This is a genomic window from Amycolatopsis sp. NPDC000009, assembly GCF_055563465.1.
The window spans coordinates 731298-749139 of sequence record NZ_JBVHDI010000001.1; the positions used below are offsets into that span (position 1 = coordinate 731298).

Sequence of the window (17842 nt, forward strand, 5' to 3'; positions counted from 1 at the left end):
GCTATGGATCGTACGGAAGTACCCATGTTCTGGTGTACGGGACCTGGCACGCCGAGGATCACGATTCCCGTCATTTCGTCGAATCGGCGGTATCCGTGACCGGGCGGGCACACACCGTCACGCCCGGGTCGTCACCCATGCGTACCAACGGAGCGGGAGACGGAATGTGGCACAGTGTCACCTGTGAGTGGTATTCCCGTCGCCGACGACGTTCTCGACGCAGATGTGGCCGTTCTCCCGGTGCCGGAGGTCGCGACCGCGCTGAACGTCTCGGCCAACAAGGTCCGCCAGCTGCTGCGCGACGGCCACCTGATCGCCGTCCGGCGCAAGGGCGAGCTGTACGTCCCGGCCGCGTTCCTGGTCAAGGACGGCGTGGTCAAGGGCCTGGCGGGCACCATCACGGTGCTCGCGGACGCCGGTTTCAGCCGGACGGAGATGTTGCGGTGGCTGTTCGCCGCGGACGAGACCCTGCCGGGGACCACCCCGGTCAACGCGCTCCGCACCAGCCACGGCACCGAGGTCAAACGGCGCGCGCAGGCGATGGCCTTCTAGCTCCGGCCAGCACGTACGTCGCGGCCGCGACAAGCTGACAGCCCGCCGCGGCGCCCAGCGCGGCGGTTACGGAGAGTGCGCTCAGTGGTCCCGCGAGCGCGGCGCCCGCGGCGAGCCCGGTGATCTTCACGCTCGCCGCCGTCGTGAACACCTGAGCCCGTACCGCCGCGGGCGCTTCGCGATGCCGGATGGCGAACAGTGCCGAAAGCTGGGGCCCTTCGGCGAATCCGGCGAGCACGGCGGCGGCCAGCAGCGGCGTCACGCCGTGGCTCGTCGCCGCGAGCAGGAAGCTCGCGCCCAGCAGGACGGTGCTGACGAGCACGGTGCGGTCCGGCGGCGGTGGTCTGCGGGCCAGCACGGCGTTCGCGACCAGCGACGCGGCGGCCAGCACGGTGAGCAGCAGCGCGCCGAAGCCCGGGTTCCCCAGTCGTTGGGCGCCGAGCAGCGGATAGCAGACGATGGCGACCCCGATGCCGACGAAGGACACCGTGGACGTCGCGGTGGCTCGCAGCAGCGCGCGGTTGCGGAACAGGACCGTGAACCCGTCGGCGAGCTGACGGCGGATCGGTCTGGTGGGCTTCGCTTCGGCGGGCGGCAGTGACCATGCGGCGGGGAAGGCCGCGGCGACCAGCGTGATCGCGAGTGCCACCGCCGCCGGGGCCCCGGCGTAGGCGGCCACGAGGCCGGCGAGTCCCGGCCCGGCGAGGCTCGCGGCGGTGAACGTCATCGCGTCGAGCGTGCTCGCCCTCGCCAGCGGTGTCGTGCCGCGGACGTTCGGCAGCTGCGCCGTCCACCCGCCCGCCAAGGCGGGATTGAGCAGCCCGGCCGCGACGGCCACCGCGATCGCCGCGGGGATTTCGACCAGCGCCAGCACCGCGCCGAGCCCGCCCGCGTAGGCGAGCAGCGCCCAAGCCAGCAACCGCCCCGGCCGGGGGCTGCGGTCGAGGAGGGCGCCGAGCAGTGGTCCGCCCGCCGCCGCGGAGATCGTCAGGCCCGCGAGCAGCGCCGACCCGGTGGCGGCCGAACCGTCGACACCGATGCCGAGCAGCAGCAACGCCGGTCCGGACAGCTCGTCGCCGGTCCTGGCGATCGTCGCGCCGGTCAAGTAGGCGGCGAGTCTGTAACGGCCTCTCATAAATGAGACGTTACAGTGGGGCATGACTTCAGCGCAGCGGGATTTCCTGCCGGGTCGTTCGGCGCGGGCGGCGGCACAGCGGGCGGTGGACCTGATGGTCGTGCTGCTGGCGCCGGAACCTTCGGCGTTGGGAGTCCGTGCCGTCCTGGAAGAGCACGGCGAGACCGCTGTCGAGTTGAAGCCGTCGGACGTGGCTTCGCTGCGTGAGGCGGCCGCCGAACTGCGGGGGGTGTTCGCGGCGCGGGATGTCGAGGAGGCAGCCGGAGTGCTCAACCGGCTGCTGGCTCGTTACGCGCATCCGCCGCGACTGACCGATCACGCCGACGGGTTCGGCTGGCACCTCCACGTGGACGCCGACGACGACGGGCCGTGGGGCGCGTGGCTGGTGACGTCGTCCGCGCTCGCGCTGGCCGTGCTGCTCGCGGACCGTCAGGCGCCGCCGGGTGGGCTGTGCGCGGCCGCGGGCTGCGGGAAGCCCTTCGCGCACCTGGGTGGGGGGAGCCCGCGGCGGTTCTGCTCGACGCGGTGCGCCACCCGGGAGCGGGTCGCTGCTCACCGTCGGCAACGCTCGTGAATGGTGAGGACCGTTCTAACCGGGTACCTACTGGCTTCGGGCCGCCGTTGCTCCCGGGCCAGTCCGTGAAGGCATGGGGGGCTGGAGCCGACGTTGCGAAAGCCACTTTCGCAACCTTCAACGTTGCGAAAGTGGCTTTCGCAACCCGCCGGCCCAAGCCCAGCACCCAGCAGAGCCCCGGTACCGAGCGGGTCTGGTCTCGTGAGTGTTTAGGACGGTTAGAACCGTCCTAAACACTCACGAGACGCAAAGCGGGTCAGGACTGCTGCTTGTCCCGCCACTGGATCCAGGACCGCAGCTTGTCGAGGTTGTAGTCCGGTCCGCCGGTCGCCACGGTGAACAGCGAGACACCCAGCTCCAGCAGCTTCGGGCCCAGTTCCTCGGGCTCGCCCTCGACGGCGACCGAACGTTCGATCTCCTTCGGGTCCCGGCCGACGTCGGCGCAGTGCTGGTCGAGGATCTTGACCTTGCGCTCCACGACCTCCGGGTCGCCGAAGCCGTGCCAGATGTCGGCGTGCTTCGCCACCAGGCGCAGGGTCTTCTTCTCGCCGCCGCCACCGATCAGCACCGGGATGTCCCGGACCGGCTGCGGGTTCAGCTTGCCCAGCCTGCTCTCGATCCGCGGGAGCGCCTCCGCGAGGTTGTCGAGCCGCCCGCCCGCGGTGCCGAACTCGTAGCCGTACTCGTCGTAGTCCTTCTCGAACCAGCCGGAGCCGATGCCGAGGATCAGCCGCCCGTCGGAGATGTTGTCGACGGTGCGGGCCATGTCGGCCAGCAGCTCGGGATTGCGGTAGCTGTTGCACGTCACCAGCGCGCCGATCTCGACCCGCGACGTGGACTCCGCCCAGGCGCCCAGCATGGTCCAGCACTCGTAGTGCAGCCCCTCGGGCTCACCGTAGAGCGGGTAGAAATGGTCCCAGTTGAAGACGATGTCCACGCCGAGGTCTTCGGCCTCCGAAGCCGCCCGGCGGATGGCCTTGTATTCGGCGTGCTGCGGCTGCAGCTGGACACCGATCCTGATCTTCCTGTTCGCAGCAGTGGTCATGTTCGCACCCTAAGCCTGGAGTTGCTCCACGCGCTCGCCAGCATCCTCGGCAGCGCGACACCCAGGCGGCGACGGCGCGGGACGACCGCGCGGGTGTTCAGCACGTCGTAACCCATGGCGGCGATTTCGTCGAGAATGCCTTCGTAGAGCACGAGCGCGGTCCGCACGCAGTCGCGGGATTCCGGGCGCAGCAACGGAATGCCCGCTTCGGCGCGGCGGTACACGGCCCGGTTGCGCGCCACCGCGACGGCGAGCGCGCGCCGCACCCGCCGGTCGGGCAGGCCGCGGGCACGGGACCATTCGAGCAGTTCGCGGTCGACGCCGAACGCGGCCAGCTCCTCGGTCGGCAGGTACAGCCTCCCGCGATCGAGGTCCTCGCCGACATCGCGCAGGAAGTTGGTCAGCTGGAACGCCTCACCCAGCGCGGCGGCGCCCGGCACGGCTTCGGCGACCGGGACGACGGTGCCGAAGACCGGCAGCATCTGCAGGCCGATCACCTCGGCCGAACCGTGGATGTACTCCCGGAGATCGGCGTAGGTCGCGTACTCGGTGATCTTGAGGTCCATCGCCATGGACCGCAGGAACGCGTCGAACAGCTCGCGCTCCAGGTCGTGGCGCCGCACGGTGTCGGCGAGCGCGGTCAGCACCGGCTCGGCGGGCGTGCCGCCGTCGAAGACCCGCGCGACCATGACGGCGACCTCGTCGAGCGCGACGGCGGGATCGGTGCCGGGCGCGGGGTTGTCGACCACTTCGTCCGCCGTCCGCGCGAAGCCGTACAGCGCGTGCGCGAACGGACGCGTCCGCGCCGGCAGCAGCCGGGTCGCCAGGAAGAACGTGCGCCCGTAGTGCGCGTTGATGCGGCGGCATTCGGTGTACGCGGCCCGCAACGACGGCTCGGTGATCCCCGCGGCGTCGAGTTCGTTCATCGGCCGGTGACCCTTCCCGCCGCGAGCCTGCCGGAGATCACCACCGGCGGGATGCCGACGCCCGGCGTGGTCCCGCAGCCCGCCAGTACGACGTTTTCCGCCGCTCGCATCAGGTTTCCCGGCCGGAACGGGCCCGTCTGGGCGAAGGTGTGCGCGAGCGAGAACGGTGTACCCGCGGTGAGCCCGCGCTCCGCCCAGCCCTCCGGGGTGATCGTTTCGTCCACGGCGAAGTCGTCCGTGAACCCGGTGAGGCCGCGCTTCTCCAGCGTACGCAAGAGTTCCTCGCGGTAAGCGGGACCGACCCGGCGCCAGTCGATCTTGCCGCGGCGCAGGTTCGGCGCCGGGGCCAGCACCGAAATCACCTGGTCACCGCCGGGGGAGAGGCCCGGTTCGGTCGCGGTCGGCCGGGTCACCAACAGTGAAGGGTCGCTCATCAGCTTGCCCTCGCGGATGATCTCCGAGAACGTCTTCTCCCAGGCGTGACCGAAGAAGATGGTGTGGTGGCCCAGATCCGGCCAGGTTTTCCGCGCGTGCCCGTGCAGGACGACGGCCGAGGGCGAGTACCGCAGCGGCAGCGGCCGCCGGGGGCGCGCGCCGAGCAGCCGGTACGCGGTGCCCAGTTCGGTCGCCAGAACGACTGTGTCGCAAGGGATCCGCTCACCCGTGCGGGTCCGCACCGCGCGCACCCGCGAGGAAACCCTTTCCAGCCAAGCGGCTTCGGTGCCGAATCGCAGCTCCGCGCCGGCACGTTCGGCGGCGTTCGCCATGGCTCGCGCGATCTCGCCCATGCCGCCCGACGGGTAGTAGACCCCGCCGACGGTGTCCATGTAGGAGATGACGCCGTACGCGCCGATCGCGCGCGCCGGATCGAGGCCCGCGTAGAGCGCCTGGAAGGAGAACAGGCGGCGCACCCGGTCGTCGTGCAGGAACCGGCCGATCTTCGGGCCGAGACGGCCGAAACCGCCCAATGCGGCCAATTTCGCCAGCTCGGGACGGACGAGATCGAGCGGGGAATCGAAGTTCGCGCCGATGAAGTGGTCCCTCTGGACCGCGTACAGCTCGGTCAGCCAGCGGCGAAGCCTGCGATAGCCGTCGGCCTCGGCCGGGCCCGCGGCCGCGCGGATCTCGGCCTCCATGGCGGCCGCCTCGGTGTGCACGGCGATCGTGCTGCCGTCGGCGAACCTCGCGCGGTAGGCCGGGTCGAGCCGGGTCAGCGTGAGGTTGCCTGCCAGGGATTCGCCGACCGCGGAAAAGGCCTCGTCGAGCAGTTCCGGCATGGTCAGCACGCTGGCGCCGGTGTCGACGGTGTTGCCGCCGAAATCCGCCTGCCCGGCCCGGCCTCCGGGGCTCTTGTCCTGCTCCAGCAGGGTCACCCGGCGGCCGGCGCCGAGCAGGTGCAGCGTCGCCGACAGTCCGGCGAGCCCGCCACCGATCACCACCACGTGGTCACTCGGACCGGTGACAGTGCGCATCAGTACGTCCGCTGGGTCGCCTTGACGACCAGCCCGGTCAGCGCGGCGGGGGCGGGCTCGGCCAGGTGAGCGCGGTCCAGCGCCGCCATCGCGGAGTCGGTGAGCTCGTCGATGCGGCGTTCCACCGCGTCGACGGCGCCGACGTCCTGCAGCGCCTCGCGCACGGTCTCGACGGCGTCTTCGGACAGGTGAGCGTCGCCGATGGCGTCGGAGATGACCTTCGCCGCCGCGTCCTTGCCCTGCTCGGCAGCGCGTTGAAGACCCAGGGCGACCAGCAGCGTCCGCTTGCCCTCGCGCAGGTCGTCGCCCGCGGGCTTGCCGGTGACGGACGGGTCGCCGAACACGCCGAGCAGGTCGTCCCGCAGCTGGAACGCCACGCCGACCTCGTCGCCGAACTCGCGCAGCGTCGCGATCAGGGCGTCGTCGGCGCCGCCGAGCGCGGCACCGAGGTGCAGCGGGCGCTGGACGGTGTACGCGGCCGTCTTGAGCTTGCAGATGTGCAGCGCGGCCTCGGGGGAGGCGTCGCCGGTGGCCTGGGTGCGGACGTCGAGGTACTGGCCGGCGAGCACCTCGGTGCGCATCGCGCGCCACGCCGGCCGCGCCGCCGCGAGGGCCACGGGTGGGAGCGGGGCCTCGGCGAACATGTCGTCGGCCCAGGCCAGCGCGAGGTCGCCGACCAGGACGGCGGTCGCGAGCCCGAACGTGCCCGGCGAACCCAGCCAGCCGCTGTCGGCGTGCAGTTTGGCCCCCGCGATGTGCACCGTGGGGGAACCGCGGCGCGAATCGGAGGAGTCGATGAGGTCGTCGTGGATCAGCGCGCACGCCTGGATCAGCTCCAGGCTCGCCACCGCCTGCAGCACGCCTTCGACGTCCGGCCCGGCCGGATCGCCGCCCGCGCCGCGCCAGCCCCACCAGGCGAACGTCGGGCGCAGGCGTTTGCCGCCGCCGAGGACGAATCCGGCCAGCGCGTCGATCCCGACGCCGACGACCGGTTCGGTGCGGCGGATCTCGGCGCCGGCGCGCTCGAGGAATCCGGCCAGCGCCCGCTCGACGTGGGCGGGCAGATCGGCGTCGTAGGCGGACGTGTCCATGAGCACATCCTCCGGGAAGCGCGTCCCCATGACCCAGTCGGGTGCCTTCGAATGTGGCGGAACTCGCCGCATTTAGTCCTCTGAATGCGGTAGTTGCCCGCGCAAGGACCGCATTCAGAGGACTAAACGCGGGTCTTGGCGTAGTGCCGTTTCGCCCGCGCCCGGTTGCCGCAGTCGGACGAACTGCACCAGCGCCGCGACCGGTTGCGCGTGTGGTCGGTGAAGATCCAGCCGCACCCCGGCCCCTCGCACTCGCGGATCCGCTCCAGGTCGCCGGACCTGAGCAGATCTTCGGCCGAAAGCGCGAGGAAGTGCGGCAAGGCGGCGCCGTCCGTCAGCGGCACCGTCCACCGCAACGGCAAGGACGGCGCGAGTTCGGCGTGCCGGTACGCCGCCAGCAGGGGCTTTCGCAGCGGTGTGGCGTCCTGCGGTTCCGACACGAGGACGCGATACAGCGTCTCGCGGAAGTCCTTCACCGCCTCCAGGACGGCTTCGGAGATCTCCAGCCGTTCGGTGCCCGCGCCGACCAGGACCACCCACTCGGAGAGCCGTTCAGGGGTGGAAAGCCGGTCTTCCCGCCGGGCCGGATCGCGCCGCCAGGAAACGGTGTTGACCAGGTCCAACGGCACGCTCCCGCCGATGCTGTCGTACCCGTCCCAATGGCGGTCCATGACTTCTCCTAATGGTCAAACTCAGTTTAGCTTGTTAGGGTCTGGTTATGACAACGCTCCGGCACAGCTACCTGGCCGGCGCCCGTGTCGGGCTCGGGCTGGGTGTCGCGACCTTCGTTCTCGGCGTCACCTTCGGCGCGTACAGCCAGACGCTGGGCTGGGGGATCGCCGCCCCGATCGTCGCCTCGATCCTCGTGTTCTCCGGTTCGGCCCAGTTCGCGATGGCCACCGCGCTCGCGGGCGGCGGGAACCTCGCCGTCGCGGTTGGTGCGGCGGCCCTGATCAACGCCCGGTTCCTGCCGATGGGCGCCGCCGTCGCCTCGGATCTGCGCGGCGGGCGCCTGCGCCGCGTGTGGGAGGGCCAGGCCGTCGTCGACGGTTCGTGGGTGGCCGCCCACCTCGGCGAGGGGCGCTTCGATCGCGAAAAGCTCATCGGCTGCACGCTCGTCCAGCTGCCCGCCTGGGTACTGGGCACGGTGCTCGGTGTCCTGGCCGCGCCGTCACCGGACGTCGTCTCGCGGTTCGGTCTCGACATCGTGTTCCCCGGCTTCTTCCTGGTCCTGCTCATCGACGAACTCCGCCGTTCGCGCCAGGCGGTCCTGACCGCGGCGCTCGCCGCCTGTCTCGCCGGGATCCTGGTCCTGTTCGTCCCGGTCGGGCTCGCCCTGATCGGTGCCGCGGCCGCCGCGCTGGTCGGTCTGGGGATGTGGCGATGACACTCTGGCTCGCCATCGTCCTCGTGGCGCTGGTCAGCATCGGGTTCAAGGCGGCGGGGCCGGTCCTGCTCGGCGACCGGACGCTGCCGCCGCGGGTCGCGGCCGTGATCGCGCTGCTGGCGCCCGCGTTGCTGGCCGGTCTCGTGCTCACGGACGTGACCGGTCCGGCCTGGTCGGGTGTCGACTGGACGCTCTGCGCCGGACTGGCCGCGATCGCGGTGACCTACGCGCTGCGCGTGCCGGCACTCGCCGCGATCCTCTGCGGGGTCGTCGTCACGGCGGTGCTGCGGTTCCTGGTCTAGCGAGCGGGCGTACGTGCCGGGATGTCGCGACACGTCCTGGGGGCACCCGTCCGCCGCCTTCGCCGACGGTGCGAAAGCCGCCTTCCGTCGCGGTTCCTCGTCTAGCTCCAGAACGGCCCGCTCAGCCCGGCCCGCGCGAAGTACGCGGCCGCGGCCGCCGGATCCCGGCGGGTGTACCCGTGTTCGAGCCTGCCCTCGTACCAGCCGGCCGCGAGCCGCCACAGCGTCGCCAGATCCATGACATGACCCTTGTCCTGCCCCGTTTCCGCCAGCCATCCGTCCACACAGGACTCGCCGCAGAACAGCCGCTGGTTGGCGCACGTGTGCACGACGTCGTCCCACATCCGTGCCACCGGCACCAGGAAGTGGGCGACCAGTTCACCCTTCGGCGGGGTGCGGTCGTTCACCATCAGCGCCTGCGGTTCGCCACAGCCCCGGCAGCGCGTGGCCACCAGCACCTCGGGTTCGGCCTTGACCAGATGGGGGATCGCGAACGCGTCCCACGCGCAGCCGCCCCACCACAGCGTGTGCGCGCCCATCACGGAGAATCCCAGTGGGATCGCCGCGAACGGATGCGCCAGCACGACGTGCTCGCATTCGTCGAGTACGAGATGCCGCCGCTCGGCGAGCCGGTGCAGTGCCTGTTTCGCCACCGCGAGTGATCCGTGGGCGGCGTCGGCCAGTTCCGGGGCCGTCGGCGGCCTCCCGTGCTCGGCGAACGCGCGGTAGACCGCGACGCGGACGTCTTCGTCCCAGCTGGTGTCGGTTTCGGCGCTCATGGCGGCTCCCTGTGCTCGCCATCGAGTCTCCCCAGGCCCGCGCCACTCGGCAACCGCTCGTACGTGGCTGAAGTCGCACGCCCAAAGCCTGAGAGGGGGCTCCCAGCCAGCGGACATTCCCCCCTAAAATGACGGAATGACTTCGGTGGTCGAGCGGTTGCAGGGTGATGGACCCGTGTTCTCCATCGAGTTCTTCCCGCCCCGCGACGCGGCCGACGAGGCCGTGCTGTGGAAGTCGATCCGGGAACTCGAGCCGCTGGACCCGGCGTACATGTCGATCACCTACGGCGCCGGCGGCTCCAGCCGGGACGGCACGATCCGCAGCATCGCCCGCGTCGCCACCGAAACCACGCTCGTGCCGATGGCGCACCTCACCGCCGTGAACCACTCGGTCGCGGAACTGCGCAACGTCATCGGCTGGTACGCCGCCGTCGGCGTGCGGAACATCCTCGCGCTGCGGGGCGACCCGCCGGGCGACGTCTACGGCGACTGGGTCCCCCATCCGGAGGGGCTCAACTACGCCGAGGAACTCGTCGAGCTGGTGCGTTCGCTCGGCGACTTCTGCGTCGGCGTCTCGGCCTTCCCGTACGGCCACCCGCGGTCGGCGAACCTCGAAGCCGACACCGAGTACCTCGTGCGCAAGCTCCGCGCGGGCGCGGATTTCGCGATCGCGCAGCTGTTCTTCGAACCGGAGGACTTCCTCCGCCTGCGCGACCGGGTGGCGGCCACGGGCTGCGAGGCGCTGGTCATCCCCGGGATCATGCCGCTGACCACGCCGCGGACCCTGCACACGTCCATCAAACTGTCCGGCGCGCCCGCGCCGCGGCGCCTGCTGGACCGGCTCGAACCGCTGGCCGGCGACCCGAAGGCCTTCCGCGCCGAAGGGATCGACGCGGTGACCGAACTGGGCGAGCGGCTCATCGCCGAAGGCGTCCCCGACCTGCACTTCTACACGTTCAACCGGTCCAAGGCCACGCGTGAGGTGGTCAGCAGGCTCGGGCTGGTCCCGGTGCGGGCATAACTCCGTACCGAAGTCGCCCGCCGTCCCGGTAGCGTGCCGGTCATGGCTTCAACCGCGCGAAGTGTGCACCAGATCTGTGACCGGTACGTAGACGAGTACGCCGCGGCCGACCCGGTCGCCGCGACGACCTACGGCATCTCCGGATACGACGACCGACTGACCGACTACTCGCCCGCCGGGCACGCCGCCAGGGCCGCGATCGCCGCCCGCGCGCTGGCCGACATCGAAGCGGCCGAACCCGTCGACGACGGCGAACGCGCGGCCAAAGCGGTCTTCAGTGAGCGGATCGCGCTGAACCTCGAGATCCACGAAGCCGGTCTCGACCTCGCGGTGCTGAACGTGATCGAAAGCCCCGTGCAGGAAGTGCGCATGGTCTTCGACTACATGCCCACCGACACCGCCCAGGACTGGGCGACGATCGCCGCCCGGATGACGAGGGTGCCCGAAGCGCTCGACGGTCTCCGCGTCTCGCTGCTCGCGGCCGCGGACGCGGGCCGGGTGTCGGCGTTGCGACAGGTCGGCAAGGTCGCCGAACAGGCCGAAACCTGGGCGGGGCTGAAGGACGAAACCGGTTTCTTCGAGACGCTGGTCTCGGGCGCGAAGAACGTCGACGAGAAGCTCCGTGCCGAACTCGGCCAGGCCGCTCACGCCGCTCAGGAGGCGTACGCGGAGTTCGCCGGTTTCCTGCGCGCCGAACTCGCCCCGCTGGCGCCGGTCAAGGACGCCGTCGGCGCCGAGGTGTACAAGCTGTGGTCCCGGGTCTTCACCGGCGCCACCTTGGACCTGGACGAGGCCTACGCCTGGGGCTGGGCCGAATTCACCCGGATCGAAACCGAGATGCGCGAGGTCGCCGATCGGATCAAGCCCGGCGCCACCCTCGCCGAGGCGGCCGCCGTCCTCGACGCCGACCCCAAGTACACCGTCCGCGGCCGGGCCGAATTCCAGGCCTGGATGCAGAATCTGTCCGACAACGCGCTGAAGTCGTTGCGCGGCAAGCACTTCGACATCTCCGACCGGGTGATGGCGCTGGAGTGCAAGATCGCCCCGCCCGGCGGCACCGTCGGCGCGTACTACACCGGCCCGAGCGAGGACTTCTCCCGCCCCGGCCGCATGTGGTGGTCGCTGCCGCAGGGCCGGGACGAGTTCACCACCTGGCGTGAGGTCAGCACCGTCTACCACGAGGGCGCGCCGGGTCACCACCTGCAGATCGCGACCGCGGTCGACCAGTCCGAGTCGCTCGACAAGTACCAGCGGCTGCTGGCGTTCACCTCCGGGCACGCCGAGGGCTGGGCGCTGTACTCCGAGCGGCTGATGGAGGACCTCGGCTTCCTCTCCGACGACGGCGAACTGCTCGGCATGCTGTCCGAGCAGCTGTTCCGCGCCGCGCGCGTGATCGTCGACATCGGCATGCACCTGGAACTGGAGATCCCGGCGGGCACCGGCTTCCACGAGGGCGAGCGGTGGACGCCCGAACTGGGGCTGGAGTTCATGCTCACCCGGACCGTCACCGATCCGGCCCACGTGCACGACGAGATCGACCGCTACCTGGGCTGGCCCGGGCAGGCGCCGTCGTACAAGCTCGGCGAACGGCTCTGGCTCGCCGCCCGCGAGGAGGCCCGCGCGCGGCAGGGCGACGCGTTCGACATCAAGCAGTTCCACACGCGGGCGCTGGCGCTCGGCGGGATGGGGCTGGACACGCTGCGGGAGATGCTGGCCGCCCTCGACTGAGCCGAAGGGCGCTTTCCCCGTGTCACACGCGGGGAAAGCGCCCTTCAGCTTTATTTGCTTGCCGACCTTGATACGTTCCCCTCGTGCACCGGATCTTTCTCGTCACCCCACCCCCCGCCTCCTGAGCGGGGTGTCTCCGGCCGCGTGGCGTTCCTGCCGCCCGGCCGATCCGTGCTGCACTGAAGCACCCCGCGTCGTCGACGTCCTTTCCGACCGACACAGACGCAGGAGCGTTTCCCCATGTCCGTTGCCGTACCCACGCGCGCCCGATCGTCGGCCGCGCTCGTCCTCGCCGGAGTCCTCTGGGGGACCGGCGGTCTCGCCGGCTCCCTGCTCGCGTCCCGCGCGGGGCTCCATCCACTGAGCGTCGCCGCGTACCGGCTGCTCATCGGCGGCTTGATCGCCACCGGCTATCTCTGGCTCACCGGAGGCCTTCGCGGCTTTCCCCGCACGCCCCAGGTCCGCCGTCGTCTCCTGGCGGTGGGCGGCTTGTTCGCCCTCTTCCAGACCAGCTACTTCGCCTCGGTCTCGCTGAGTTCGGTGAGCGTCGCGACGATGACCACCATCGGCAGCGCGCCCGTCCTGCTCGCCGTCGCGACGGCCGTCAAGACCCGCCGCCTGCCCGGAGCGTGGACGGCGGCGTCCGTGGCCGGGTCCCTCGCCGGGCTCGCGCTGCTGCAGTGGACGCCCGGACAGGAGGCCGACGTCGCCGGCGTGCTGTTCGCGCTGCTCGCCGCGGCCGGGTTCGCCGCGCTGACGCTGGTGACCGCGACCCGTGTCGAAGGCCTCGATCCCTTGCCCACCTCGGCTTTCGGCTGCCTGATCGGCGGTGCCGCGCTCGCCCCCGCGGCGCTGTGGTTCGGGATGGCGGTGCCGTTCCAGGCCGACGTGCTCGCGCTCGTCGTCTACTTCGGCGTCGTGCCGACGGCGCTGGCGTACGCCGCGTACTTCCGCGGTCTCGAAAGCGCGCATCCCGTACTGGCCGCGCTGTCCGCCCTGCTCGAACCGTTGACCGCCGCGCTGCTGGCCATGGTGCTGCTCGGGGAACGGCTCGGCGTCGTGGGCTGGTGCGGCGCGGTGGTGCTCATCGCCGCGCTCACCGTGGCGTATTCGAGGCCCTAGAGCGGCAGCGTCCGGCCGAGGATCGCGAACGGCCGCGGATCCCCGGCGAAGTGGTAGTCCCGCAGCACGTCGACGAACCCGACCCGCCGGTACAGCTTCCAGGCCCGGCTGGTGCCTTCCGGCGTGGAAAGGAGGACGTGGGCGCTGGGCACGCCGTCGAGCAGCCGTCGCAGGAGGTCCTCGCCGATCCGCTTCCCCTGGCTTTCGGGGCTGACGTGGATCTCGGTGAGCTCGAAGTAGTCGGACATCCAGTGCTCGGCGGCGGCCTGGCCCTCACGCCGGGTCAGGCCGTGGCGGACCTGTTCGTGCCACCATTGGCCGCCGCGGCCCTTGTAGCCGTAGGCGAGCCCGAGCAGGACGCCGTCCGCGTCGAGCGCGGCCATACAGCGCCAGCCTTCGCGCAGCGCGTGCGTGAGCCACATCGGCGCGCGCTGCTCCGCCGTGCCTTCGGGGTAGCGCATGGCGTTGACGTAGATGGTCAGCGCCTCGGGGAGCCGGGCGCGGAACTCGTCCGCGGACAGCTGGACGTAACGGGTGCATTCCGAGGACATCGCGGTCACGGGCGCCCATCCTGCCCGCCGCCCGCGACGTCCGCGGGAGTGCCCCCGGTCAGCGCGACGAGGTCGTCGAACGTCGTGGGGTACACCGACTTCGGATGCCCGGCGGCGGCCCAGACGACCTCGTGCGCGCTTAACGCGGTGTCGACGAGGGTGGTCAACGCCTTCGGGTGACCGACCGGGGCGACGCCGCCGATCGGCTGCCCGGTGTGCGCGCGGACGAAATCCGCGTCGGCCTTGCCGATCTCGTCGGCACCGGTCAGTGAAGCGAGGAGGCCGGTGTCGGCGCGGTGCGCGCCGGAGGTCAGGGCGAGCAGGGCCGTTTCCTTGTCGCCGGCGCGGCCGCGGAAGACGAGGCTGTTCGCGATCGCGCCGACCTCGACACCGAGCGCTTCGGCGGCCTGCGCGGCCGTGCGGACTTCGGCGGGGAGGATCCGGATCCCGTCGGCGGCGGTGTGCTGGCCCGCCTCGGCGAGCGCGGCCGCGACCTTGGCCACCGAGGGATGACCGGACCGGTCGATGGTGCTCATACGCCTATGAGATCACGTGCCCGATGCCGTGTCCCGCACCACATGCGGCGATCACCCCGGTACGGGGTTGAGGAATGGGGCACTTCGGGGTTACATTGGACTTGTTCGAACAGACGTTCGACATTCGGTGAGCGCGCACCGGTAGGTGCCCGGCGCGGGGGCGGGGGAAGCGCCTCGGCGCCGGGCACCGGCAGGCGCTCACGTACAGGAGGAGGGTCGTCATGTCCGTTTCGGTCGTGTCCCCTGACGAAGCCGAGAGGCCGGGGGGCACCGCACAACCCGCCCTGCCCATGTCGTTGCGCCCGCCGGCACCACCCGCGGCGGTCTCCTTGTACGCACAGGCGAGGCGGGGGCTCGCCGAAGCAGAGCGGGAAAGCGATCCCGCGGAGCGGTTCATCGGGGCGTATCTCGCCGCGCTGCGCGGAGCGGCGGCGGTGCTGGAGGCCCGGGGCCGTCCGCACCGGGGCCGTGCCCGGCCGGCGAGCGGCTGGGTGCTGCTCGATTCCGTCGCGCCCGAGCTGAAGGAATGGGCGGCGTTCTTCGCGGCCAATTCGGCGACGCGGGCCGCCGCCCAGGCGGGGATCACCGGCAAGGTCACCGTCGAGCTGGCGGACGAGCTGACGCGGGCCGCCACGGTGTTCCTGGAACTGGTGCGACGGGTGGTGCACGGGCTGCCGATGGGTGACTCGGCGCATGTGGCTTAGGCGGTGTCTCTCAGTCGCGCTTTCGGATCTCCGTGGATCGGCTGGTCACCTGCCTGCCGGCTTCAGCTGAGAGACACGTTCCAAGTCGCACGGAGAGGGGGTGCCCGATGGCCGGGCAGGCCATGATCGACCAGGGCAGGTTCCTGGAGGTGATCGGCGCCGAAACCGAGTTGATGGCCCAGGTGGCGCACACCGCGTCCGCGGACGCGCCGGTCCCGACCTGCCCGGGCTGGACGCTCGGGGAGGTCCTCAGGCACGTGGGCAGCGTGTACCGGGTCACCCGCCGCTGGATCATCGACGGGCGCCGTCCCGAGCACTGGCAGCGCAAACCGGGGCCGGGACAGCACCTGGAGGAGTACTTCCGCGAGGGCCGGGACGAACTCGTCGCCGAACTGTCCGCGCACGACCCGGACGAACTGGCGCCGACCTGGTGGCCCGCGGACCGCAGCTACGGGTTCTGGCGGCGGAGGATGGCGCACGAGACGACGATCCACCGGATCGACGCGGAGAGCGCGGCCGGCCGGGACGTGTCGGAGATCCCCGAAGACGTGGCACTCGACGGGATCGACGAGGCACTGGTGCTGTGGTTCGGCCAGCGGCTGCCGTTGCTGGGGCTGTCCGGAACCAGGACCGGTTCGGTCGGCGTGCGCACCGCGGGCCACACCTGGATCGCCAGGGCGGGCCCGACGGAAACGGTCGCCTGGCGGTGCTCGGCCGAGGAGGCCCAGCGCGCGGACGACCTGGTCACCGGCAAACCGGACAAGATCTACCGCTGGCTCTGGGGCCGGGCGGGTCCGACGGCGGTGACGGTCAGCGGAGACCAGGACATGGCGGGACAACTCTGGGCCCTTCTGCGGCTCGCGACCCGATGACCGGTCGGTGGGGAAGCCAAACCGGTCAGCGCCAGTCGGCGGAGCTGGAGATATGCCTGAGAAACGACCGACTGTGTGAACCCGCCCTGCCGAAGGCCCGCTATCGCGGTGGCAGGGCGGCCTGTCCGCTCAGCGGGCGTGGGTTCACCTGAGACGCCCAGAAGTGTCGGTGGTGCCGTCTAGATTCACCGGTGTGGTGGCACAGCTGGTGAACCTGGTCTTCGACTCGGCCCTTCCCAGAGATCTGGCGGGTTTCTGGGAAGGGCTGTTCAGCTGGGACGCCCCGTTCGAACCGGCGTTCCGCTCCGAGGCGGGCCCCAAACGGGGCAAGAACCGGCTGCACCTGGATCTGGCGAGCCGTTCGCCCGGGCACCAGGCCGAGTTGGTGGACCGTGCGCTGTCCCTCGGCGCACGGCACATCGACATCGGCCAGGGCCCGCCGGAGGAGAAACGGGTGCCGTGGGTGGTGCTCGCGGATCCCGAGGGCAACGAGTTCTGCGTCCTCGAGCCACGCGAGCAGTACGAGGGCACCGGCGCGATCGCTTCGGTCGTCACCGACGCCGTCGACCCGGAGCGGCTCGCGCGGTTCTGGGCGGCCGCCCTGGGCTGGGAGGTCGGCGTCCGGGAAGAGGCGATCGTCGGCCTGCGGCCACCGGACGGCCGCGGCCCGTGGATCGAGTTCCTCGCCACGCGAGAGGAGAAACGGCACAGGAACCGGCTGCGGTTCGAGATCGCGCCACGGCGGGGCAAGAGCCGGGCGGCCGAGCTCCGGCGCCTGCGGGAGCTGGGCGCGTCAGGGGAGCGTGGCGAAGCCATGGTGGATCCGGAGGGCAACGAATTCAGCGTGCTTCCACCCCGCTGAGTGTTTCGCCGGGGTTGCGCGCCGGCGTCGAACGCTGACGTGAGCGAAACACCCGCGCCGTGGGCAGGCAACAACCGGCCGGGACCGTGGAGTCATGGAGACCTATCGAGCCCGGCCCACCCTGGTCCATCCCGGCGAAGAGACCGCGGCCGCGTCGGCCTGGCGTGTCCGGATCCGCGTGGACGACCGGCCCGGCACGCTGGCCAGGATCGCGATCCGGCTCGCCGACCTCGAATGCAACATCCTCGGGCTGTCGGTTCTCCCGGTCCCCGGTGGCGTGCTCGACGAGATCGTCCTGCGGCCGGCCACGGGTCTGCCGCGACAATTGCTCATCGACGCGATCCGTGACGAAGGATGCGAATGCTCCGCCGTCATCGACGCGGATCTGGCCGAACTGGTCGACCCGGCCACCGCGACGCTCACCGCGGCCAAGCGGGCCGTCGAGGAGCCCGGCGGCCTCGCGGAAGTGCTCCGCGGTGTCCTCGCGGCCGACGTCGTCACCAAGGTCCCGTCGATCGAGGCGAACCCGGCCCGCACGGAAGGCGGTCATCGCGCGGTGTTCCCGGCGGGGGACGGTGCCGCGTTCGTCGCGCGCCGCCGGTGGTCGCCGTTCGTCGAACTGGAACTGAGCCGCGCCGTCGCGCTGACCGGCCTGATCGCCGCCGTCCGCGACAACGTGACCGGTCCGGTCGTGCTCGACCGGGCCGACGGCGCCGCGATCGTCCTGCGCAAAGGTGTCCCCGGTGACGCGGAAGCGGTGTCCGCACTGCATCAGAGATGCTCGATGACGACGCTCTTCCACCGCTATCACACCGGAATGCGCGCCGTGCCGCGTCGCTGGCTGCACCGGCTCCTGATGCCGCCGCGCGGGATCAGCCTGCTCGCGGTCTGCGGCCGTGAGGTGATCGGTCTCGGCCAGCTGATCCCGTCGGCAGGCGGCGGCGCGGCCGAAGTCTCGCTGCTGGTCGAGGATTCCTGGCAGCGCCAAGGTATCGGCACCGCTCTGCTGGCCCGGCTCGCCACCCTCGCCGTGGCCAGGGGGGAGCGCGAACTCACCGCCGTCTGCCTGCCCGGCGACGATTCCCTCTATCGCACCGCCACGCGCGTGGGGCTCCGGCCCGAACGCGCCCCCGGCGACCCCGGCACCCTGCGCTTCGCGCTCCCCAACCCCCGCATTTAGTCC

20 protein-coding genes are annotated in these 17842 nt (G+C 71.3%); 11 read left to right on the top strand and 9 right to left on the bottom strand.

Features of this window, described 5'->3' with window-relative positions; all coding sequences use genetic code 11:
* The first annotated feature begins 183 nt into the window (after positions 1–183).
* Positions 184–552 (top strand): Rv2175c family DNA-binding protein, encoded by a 369-nt coding sequence (locus ACZ3HL_RS03710; protein WP_465411959.1) that lies wholly within the window; start codon positions 184–186, stop codon positions 550–552.
* On the opposite strand, the gene ACZ3HL_RS03715 is transcribed toward ACZ3HL_RS03710, so the two are convergent.
* Entirely contained in the window at positions 521–1687 is a 1167-nt protein-coding gene (locus ACZ3HL_RS03715; RefSeq protein ID WP_465528575.1) for an MFS transporter, read from the bottom strand. The two genes, ACZ3HL_RS03710 and ACZ3HL_RS03715, sit on opposite strands and share 32 nt — an antisense overlap.
* 22 nt (positions 1688–1709) lie before the next feature.
* Between ACZ3HL_RS03715 and ACZ3HL_RS03720 the strand changes: the two genes are divergently transcribed.
* Positions 1710–2261 (top strand): CGNR zinc finger domain-containing protein, encoded by a 552-nt coding sequence (locus tag ACZ3HL_RS03720; protein ID WP_465528577.1) that lies wholly within the window; start codon positions 1710–1712, stop codon positions 2259–2261.
* 256 nt (positions 2262–2517) lie between these two features.
* Here the strand turns inward: ACZ3HL_RS03720 and ACZ3HL_RS03725 are convergent, their stop codons facing one another.
* From ACZ3HL_RS03725 to ACZ3HL_RS03745, 5 genes are all read right to left on the bottom strand, one after another.
* Positions 2518–3306 (bottom strand): LLM class F420-dependent oxidoreductase, encoded by a 789-nt coding sequence (locus tag ACZ3HL_RS03725; RefSeq protein ID WP_465411962.1) that lies wholly within the window; start codon positions 3304–3306, stop codon positions 2518–2520.
* A complete protein-coding gene (locus tag ACZ3HL_RS03730) occupies positions 3303–4232 on the bottom strand; it encodes a phytoene/squalene synthase family protein (RefSeq protein ID WP_465528579.1) in 930 nt (309 codons plus the stop codon). The genes ACZ3HL_RS03725 and ACZ3HL_RS03730 overlap by 4 nt, the downstream gene beginning before the upstream one ends.
* On the bottom strand, positions 4229–5704 hold the full coding sequence (crtI, locus tag ACZ3HL_RS03735) for a phytoene desaturase family protein (protein WP_465528581.1): 1476 nt from the start codon (positions 5702–5704) through the stop codon (positions 4229–4231). Before crtI ends, ACZ3HL_RS03730 begins: the two co-directional genes overlap by 4 nt.
* Positions 5704–6795, bottom strand: a complete 1092-nt coding sequence (locus tag ACZ3HL_RS03740) for a polyprenyl synthetase family protein (protein WP_465528583.1) — start codon at positions 6793–6795, stop codon at positions 5704–5706. Before ACZ3HL_RS03740 ends, crtI begins: the two co-directional genes overlap by 1 nt.
* 122 nt (positions 6796–6917) lie before the next feature.
* Positions 6918–7466: a CGNR zinc finger domain-containing protein gene (locus ACZ3HL_RS03745; RefSeq protein ID WP_465528585.1), complete on the bottom strand. Its 549-nt coding sequence runs from the start codon at positions 7464–7466 to the stop codon at positions 6918–6920.
* Positions 7467–7513: 47 nt separating this feature from the next.
* Here ACZ3HL_RS03745 and ACZ3HL_RS03750 point away from each other — a divergent pair, with 47 nt between their 5' ends.
* The gene (locus ACZ3HL_RS03750) at positions 7514–8182 is read left to right on the top strand and encodes an AzlC family ABC transporter permease (RefSeq protein WP_465528587.1); all 669 of its coding nucleotides are present in this window, start codon (positions 7514–7516) and stop codon (positions 8180–8182) included.
* Positions 8179–8484, top strand: a complete 306-nt coding sequence (locus tag ACZ3HL_RS03755) for an AzlD domain-containing protein (RefSeq protein ID WP_465411968.1) — start codon at positions 8179–8181, stop codon at positions 8482–8484. Before ACZ3HL_RS03750 ends, ACZ3HL_RS03755 begins: the two co-directional genes overlap by 4 nt.
* A 101-nt stretch (positions 8485–8585) precedes the next feature.
* Here the strand turns inward: ACZ3HL_RS03755 and merB are convergent, their stop codons facing one another.
* On the bottom strand, positions 8586–9263 hold the full coding sequence (merB, locus tag ACZ3HL_RS03760; protein WP_465411969.1) for an organomercurial lyase: 678 nt from the start codon (positions 9261–9263) through the stop codon (positions 8586–8588).
* Positions 9264–9399: 136 nt separating this feature from the next.
* On the opposite strand from merB, the gene ACZ3HL_RS03765 reads away from it, so the two are divergent.
* The 3 genes from ACZ3HL_RS03765 to ACZ3HL_RS03775 all read left to right on the top strand — a co-directional run bounded on the left by ACZ3HL_RS03765 (position 9400) and on the right by ACZ3HL_RS03775 (position 13134).
* Entirely contained in the window at positions 9400–10284 is an 885-nt protein-coding gene (locus ACZ3HL_RS03765; protein ID WP_465411970.1) for a methylenetetrahydrofolate reductase, read from the top strand.
* A gap of 42 nt (positions 10285–10326) precedes the next feature.
* The gene (locus ACZ3HL_RS03770; RefSeq protein ID WP_465528589.1) at positions 10327–12012 is read left to right on the top strand and encodes a DUF885 domain-containing protein; all 1686 of its coding nucleotides are present in this window, start codon (positions 10327–10329) and stop codon (positions 12010–12012) included.
* A gap of 240 nt (positions 12013–12252) precedes the next feature.
* A complete protein-coding gene (locus tag ACZ3HL_RS03775; RefSeq protein ID WP_465528591.1) occupies positions 12253–13134 on the top strand; it encodes a DMT family transporter in 882 nt (293 codons plus the stop codon).
* Here the strand turns inward: ACZ3HL_RS03775 and ACZ3HL_RS03780 are convergent.
* A complete protein-coding gene (locus ACZ3HL_RS03780; protein WP_465411973.1) occupies positions 13131–13694 on the bottom strand; it encodes a GNAT family N-acetyltransferase in 564 nt (187 codons plus the stop codon). The two genes, ACZ3HL_RS03775 and ACZ3HL_RS03780, sit on opposite strands and share 4 nt — an antisense overlap.
* Complete coding sequence (locus ACZ3HL_RS03785) at positions 13691–14221, bottom strand: YbaK/EbsC family protein (RefSeq protein WP_465528593.1); 531 nt, start codon at positions 14219–14221, stop codon at positions 13691–13693. The genes ACZ3HL_RS03780 and ACZ3HL_RS03785 overlap by 4 nt, the downstream gene beginning before the upstream one ends.
* Positions 14222–14442: 221 nt before the next feature.
* On the opposite strand from ACZ3HL_RS03785, the gene ACZ3HL_RS03790 reads away from it, so the two are divergent.
* The 4 genes from ACZ3HL_RS03790 (at position 14443) to ACZ3HL_RS03805 (ending at position 17839) form a co-directional block, all read left to right on the top strand.
* Positions 14443–14925: an SAV_6107 family HEPN domain-containing protein gene (locus ACZ3HL_RS03790; RefSeq protein WP_340683906.1), complete on the top strand. Its 483-nt coding sequence runs from the start codon at positions 14443–14445 to the stop codon at positions 14923–14925.
* A gap of 107 nt (positions 14926–15032) precedes the next feature.
* Positions 15033–15797: a maleylpyruvate isomerase family mycothiol-dependent enzyme gene (locus tag ACZ3HL_RS03795; RefSeq protein ID WP_465528595.1), complete on the top strand. Its 765-nt coding sequence runs from the start codon at positions 15033–15035 to the stop codon at positions 15795–15797.
* A 193-nt stretch (positions 15798–15990) separates the two neighbouring features.
* Positions 15991–16659, top strand: a complete 669-nt coding sequence (locus ACZ3HL_RS03800; protein WP_465411976.1) for a VOC family protein — start codon at positions 15991–15993, stop codon at positions 16657–16659.
* A gap of 94 nt (positions 16660–16753) precedes the next feature.
* A complete protein-coding gene (locus ACZ3HL_RS03805) occupies positions 16754–17839 on the top strand; it encodes a GNAT family N-acetyltransferase (protein WP_465528597.1) in 1086 nt (361 codons plus the stop codon).
* Positions 17840–17842: the final 3 nt, after the last annotated feature.

Bases quoted from the DNA above. Each gene is read 5' to 3' on its own strand.
- ACZ3HL_RS03715 (WP_465528575.1), bottom strand. From the start codon at position 1,687: ATGAGAGGCCGTTACAGACTCGCCGCCTACTTGACCGGCGCGACGATC.
- ACZ3HL_RS03720 (WP_465528577.1), top strand. From the start codon at position 1,710: ATGACTTCAGCGCAGCGGGATTTCCTGCCGGGTCGTTCGGCGCGGGCG.
- ACZ3HL_RS03725 (WP_465411962.1), bottom strand. From the start codon at position 3,306: ATGACCACTGCTGCGAACAGGAAGATCAGGATCGGTGTCCAGCTGCAG.
- ACZ3HL_RS03730 (WP_465528579.1), bottom strand. From the start codon at position 4,232: ATGAACGAACTCGACGCCGCGGGGATCACCGAGCCGTCGTTGCGGGCC.
- crtI (WP_465528581.1), bottom strand. From the start codon at position 5,704: ATGCGCACTGTCACCGGTCCGAGTGACCACGTGGTGGTGATCGGTGGC.
- ACZ3HL_RS03740 (WP_465528583.1), bottom strand. From the start codon at position 6,795: ATGGACACGTCCGCCTACGACGCCGATCTGCCCGCCCACGTCGAGCGG.
- ACZ3HL_RS03745 (WP_465528585.1), bottom strand. From the start codon at position 7,466: ATGGACCGCCATTGGGACGGGTACGACAGCATCGGCGGGAGCGTGCCG.
- ACZ3HL_RS03750 (WP_465528587.1), top strand. From the start codon at position 7,514: ATGACAACGCTCCGGCACAGCTACCTGGCCGGCGCCCGTGTCGGGCTC.
- ACZ3HL_RS03755 (WP_465411968.1), top strand. From the start codon at position 8,179: ATGACACTCTGGCTCGCCATCGTCCTCGTGGCGCTGGTCAGCATCGGG.
- merB (WP_465411969.1), bottom strand. From the start codon at position 9,263: ATGAGCGCCGAAACCGACACCAGCTGGGACGAAGACGTCCGCGTCGCG.
- ACZ3HL_RS03765 (WP_465411970.1), top strand. From the start codon at position 9,400: ATGACTTCGGTGGTCGAGCGGTTGCAGGGTGATGGACCCGTGTTCTCC.
- ACZ3HL_RS03770 (WP_465528589.1), top strand. From the start codon at position 10,327: ATGGCTTCAACCGCGCGAAGTGTGCACCAGATCTGTGACCGGTACGTA.
- ACZ3HL_RS03775 (WP_465528591.1), top strand. From the start codon at position 12,253: ATGTCCGTTGCCGTACCCACGCGCGCCCGATCGTCGGCCGCGCTCGTC.
- ACZ3HL_RS03785 (WP_465528593.1), bottom strand. From the start codon at position 14,221: ATGAGCACCATCGACCGGTCCGGTCATCCCTCGGTGGCCAAGGTCGCG.
- ACZ3HL_RS03790 (WP_340683906.1), top strand. From the start codon at position 14,443: ATGTCCGTTTCGGTCGTGTCCCCTGACGAAGCCGAGAGGCCGGGGGGC.
- ACZ3HL_RS03795 (WP_465528595.1), top strand. From the start codon at position 15,033: ATGGCCGGGCAGGCCATGATCGACCAGGGCAGGTTCCTGGAGGTGATC.
- ACZ3HL_RS03805 (WP_465528597.1), top strand. From the start codon at position 16,754: ATGGAGACCTATCGAGCCCGGCCCACCCTGGTCCATCCCGGCGAAGAG.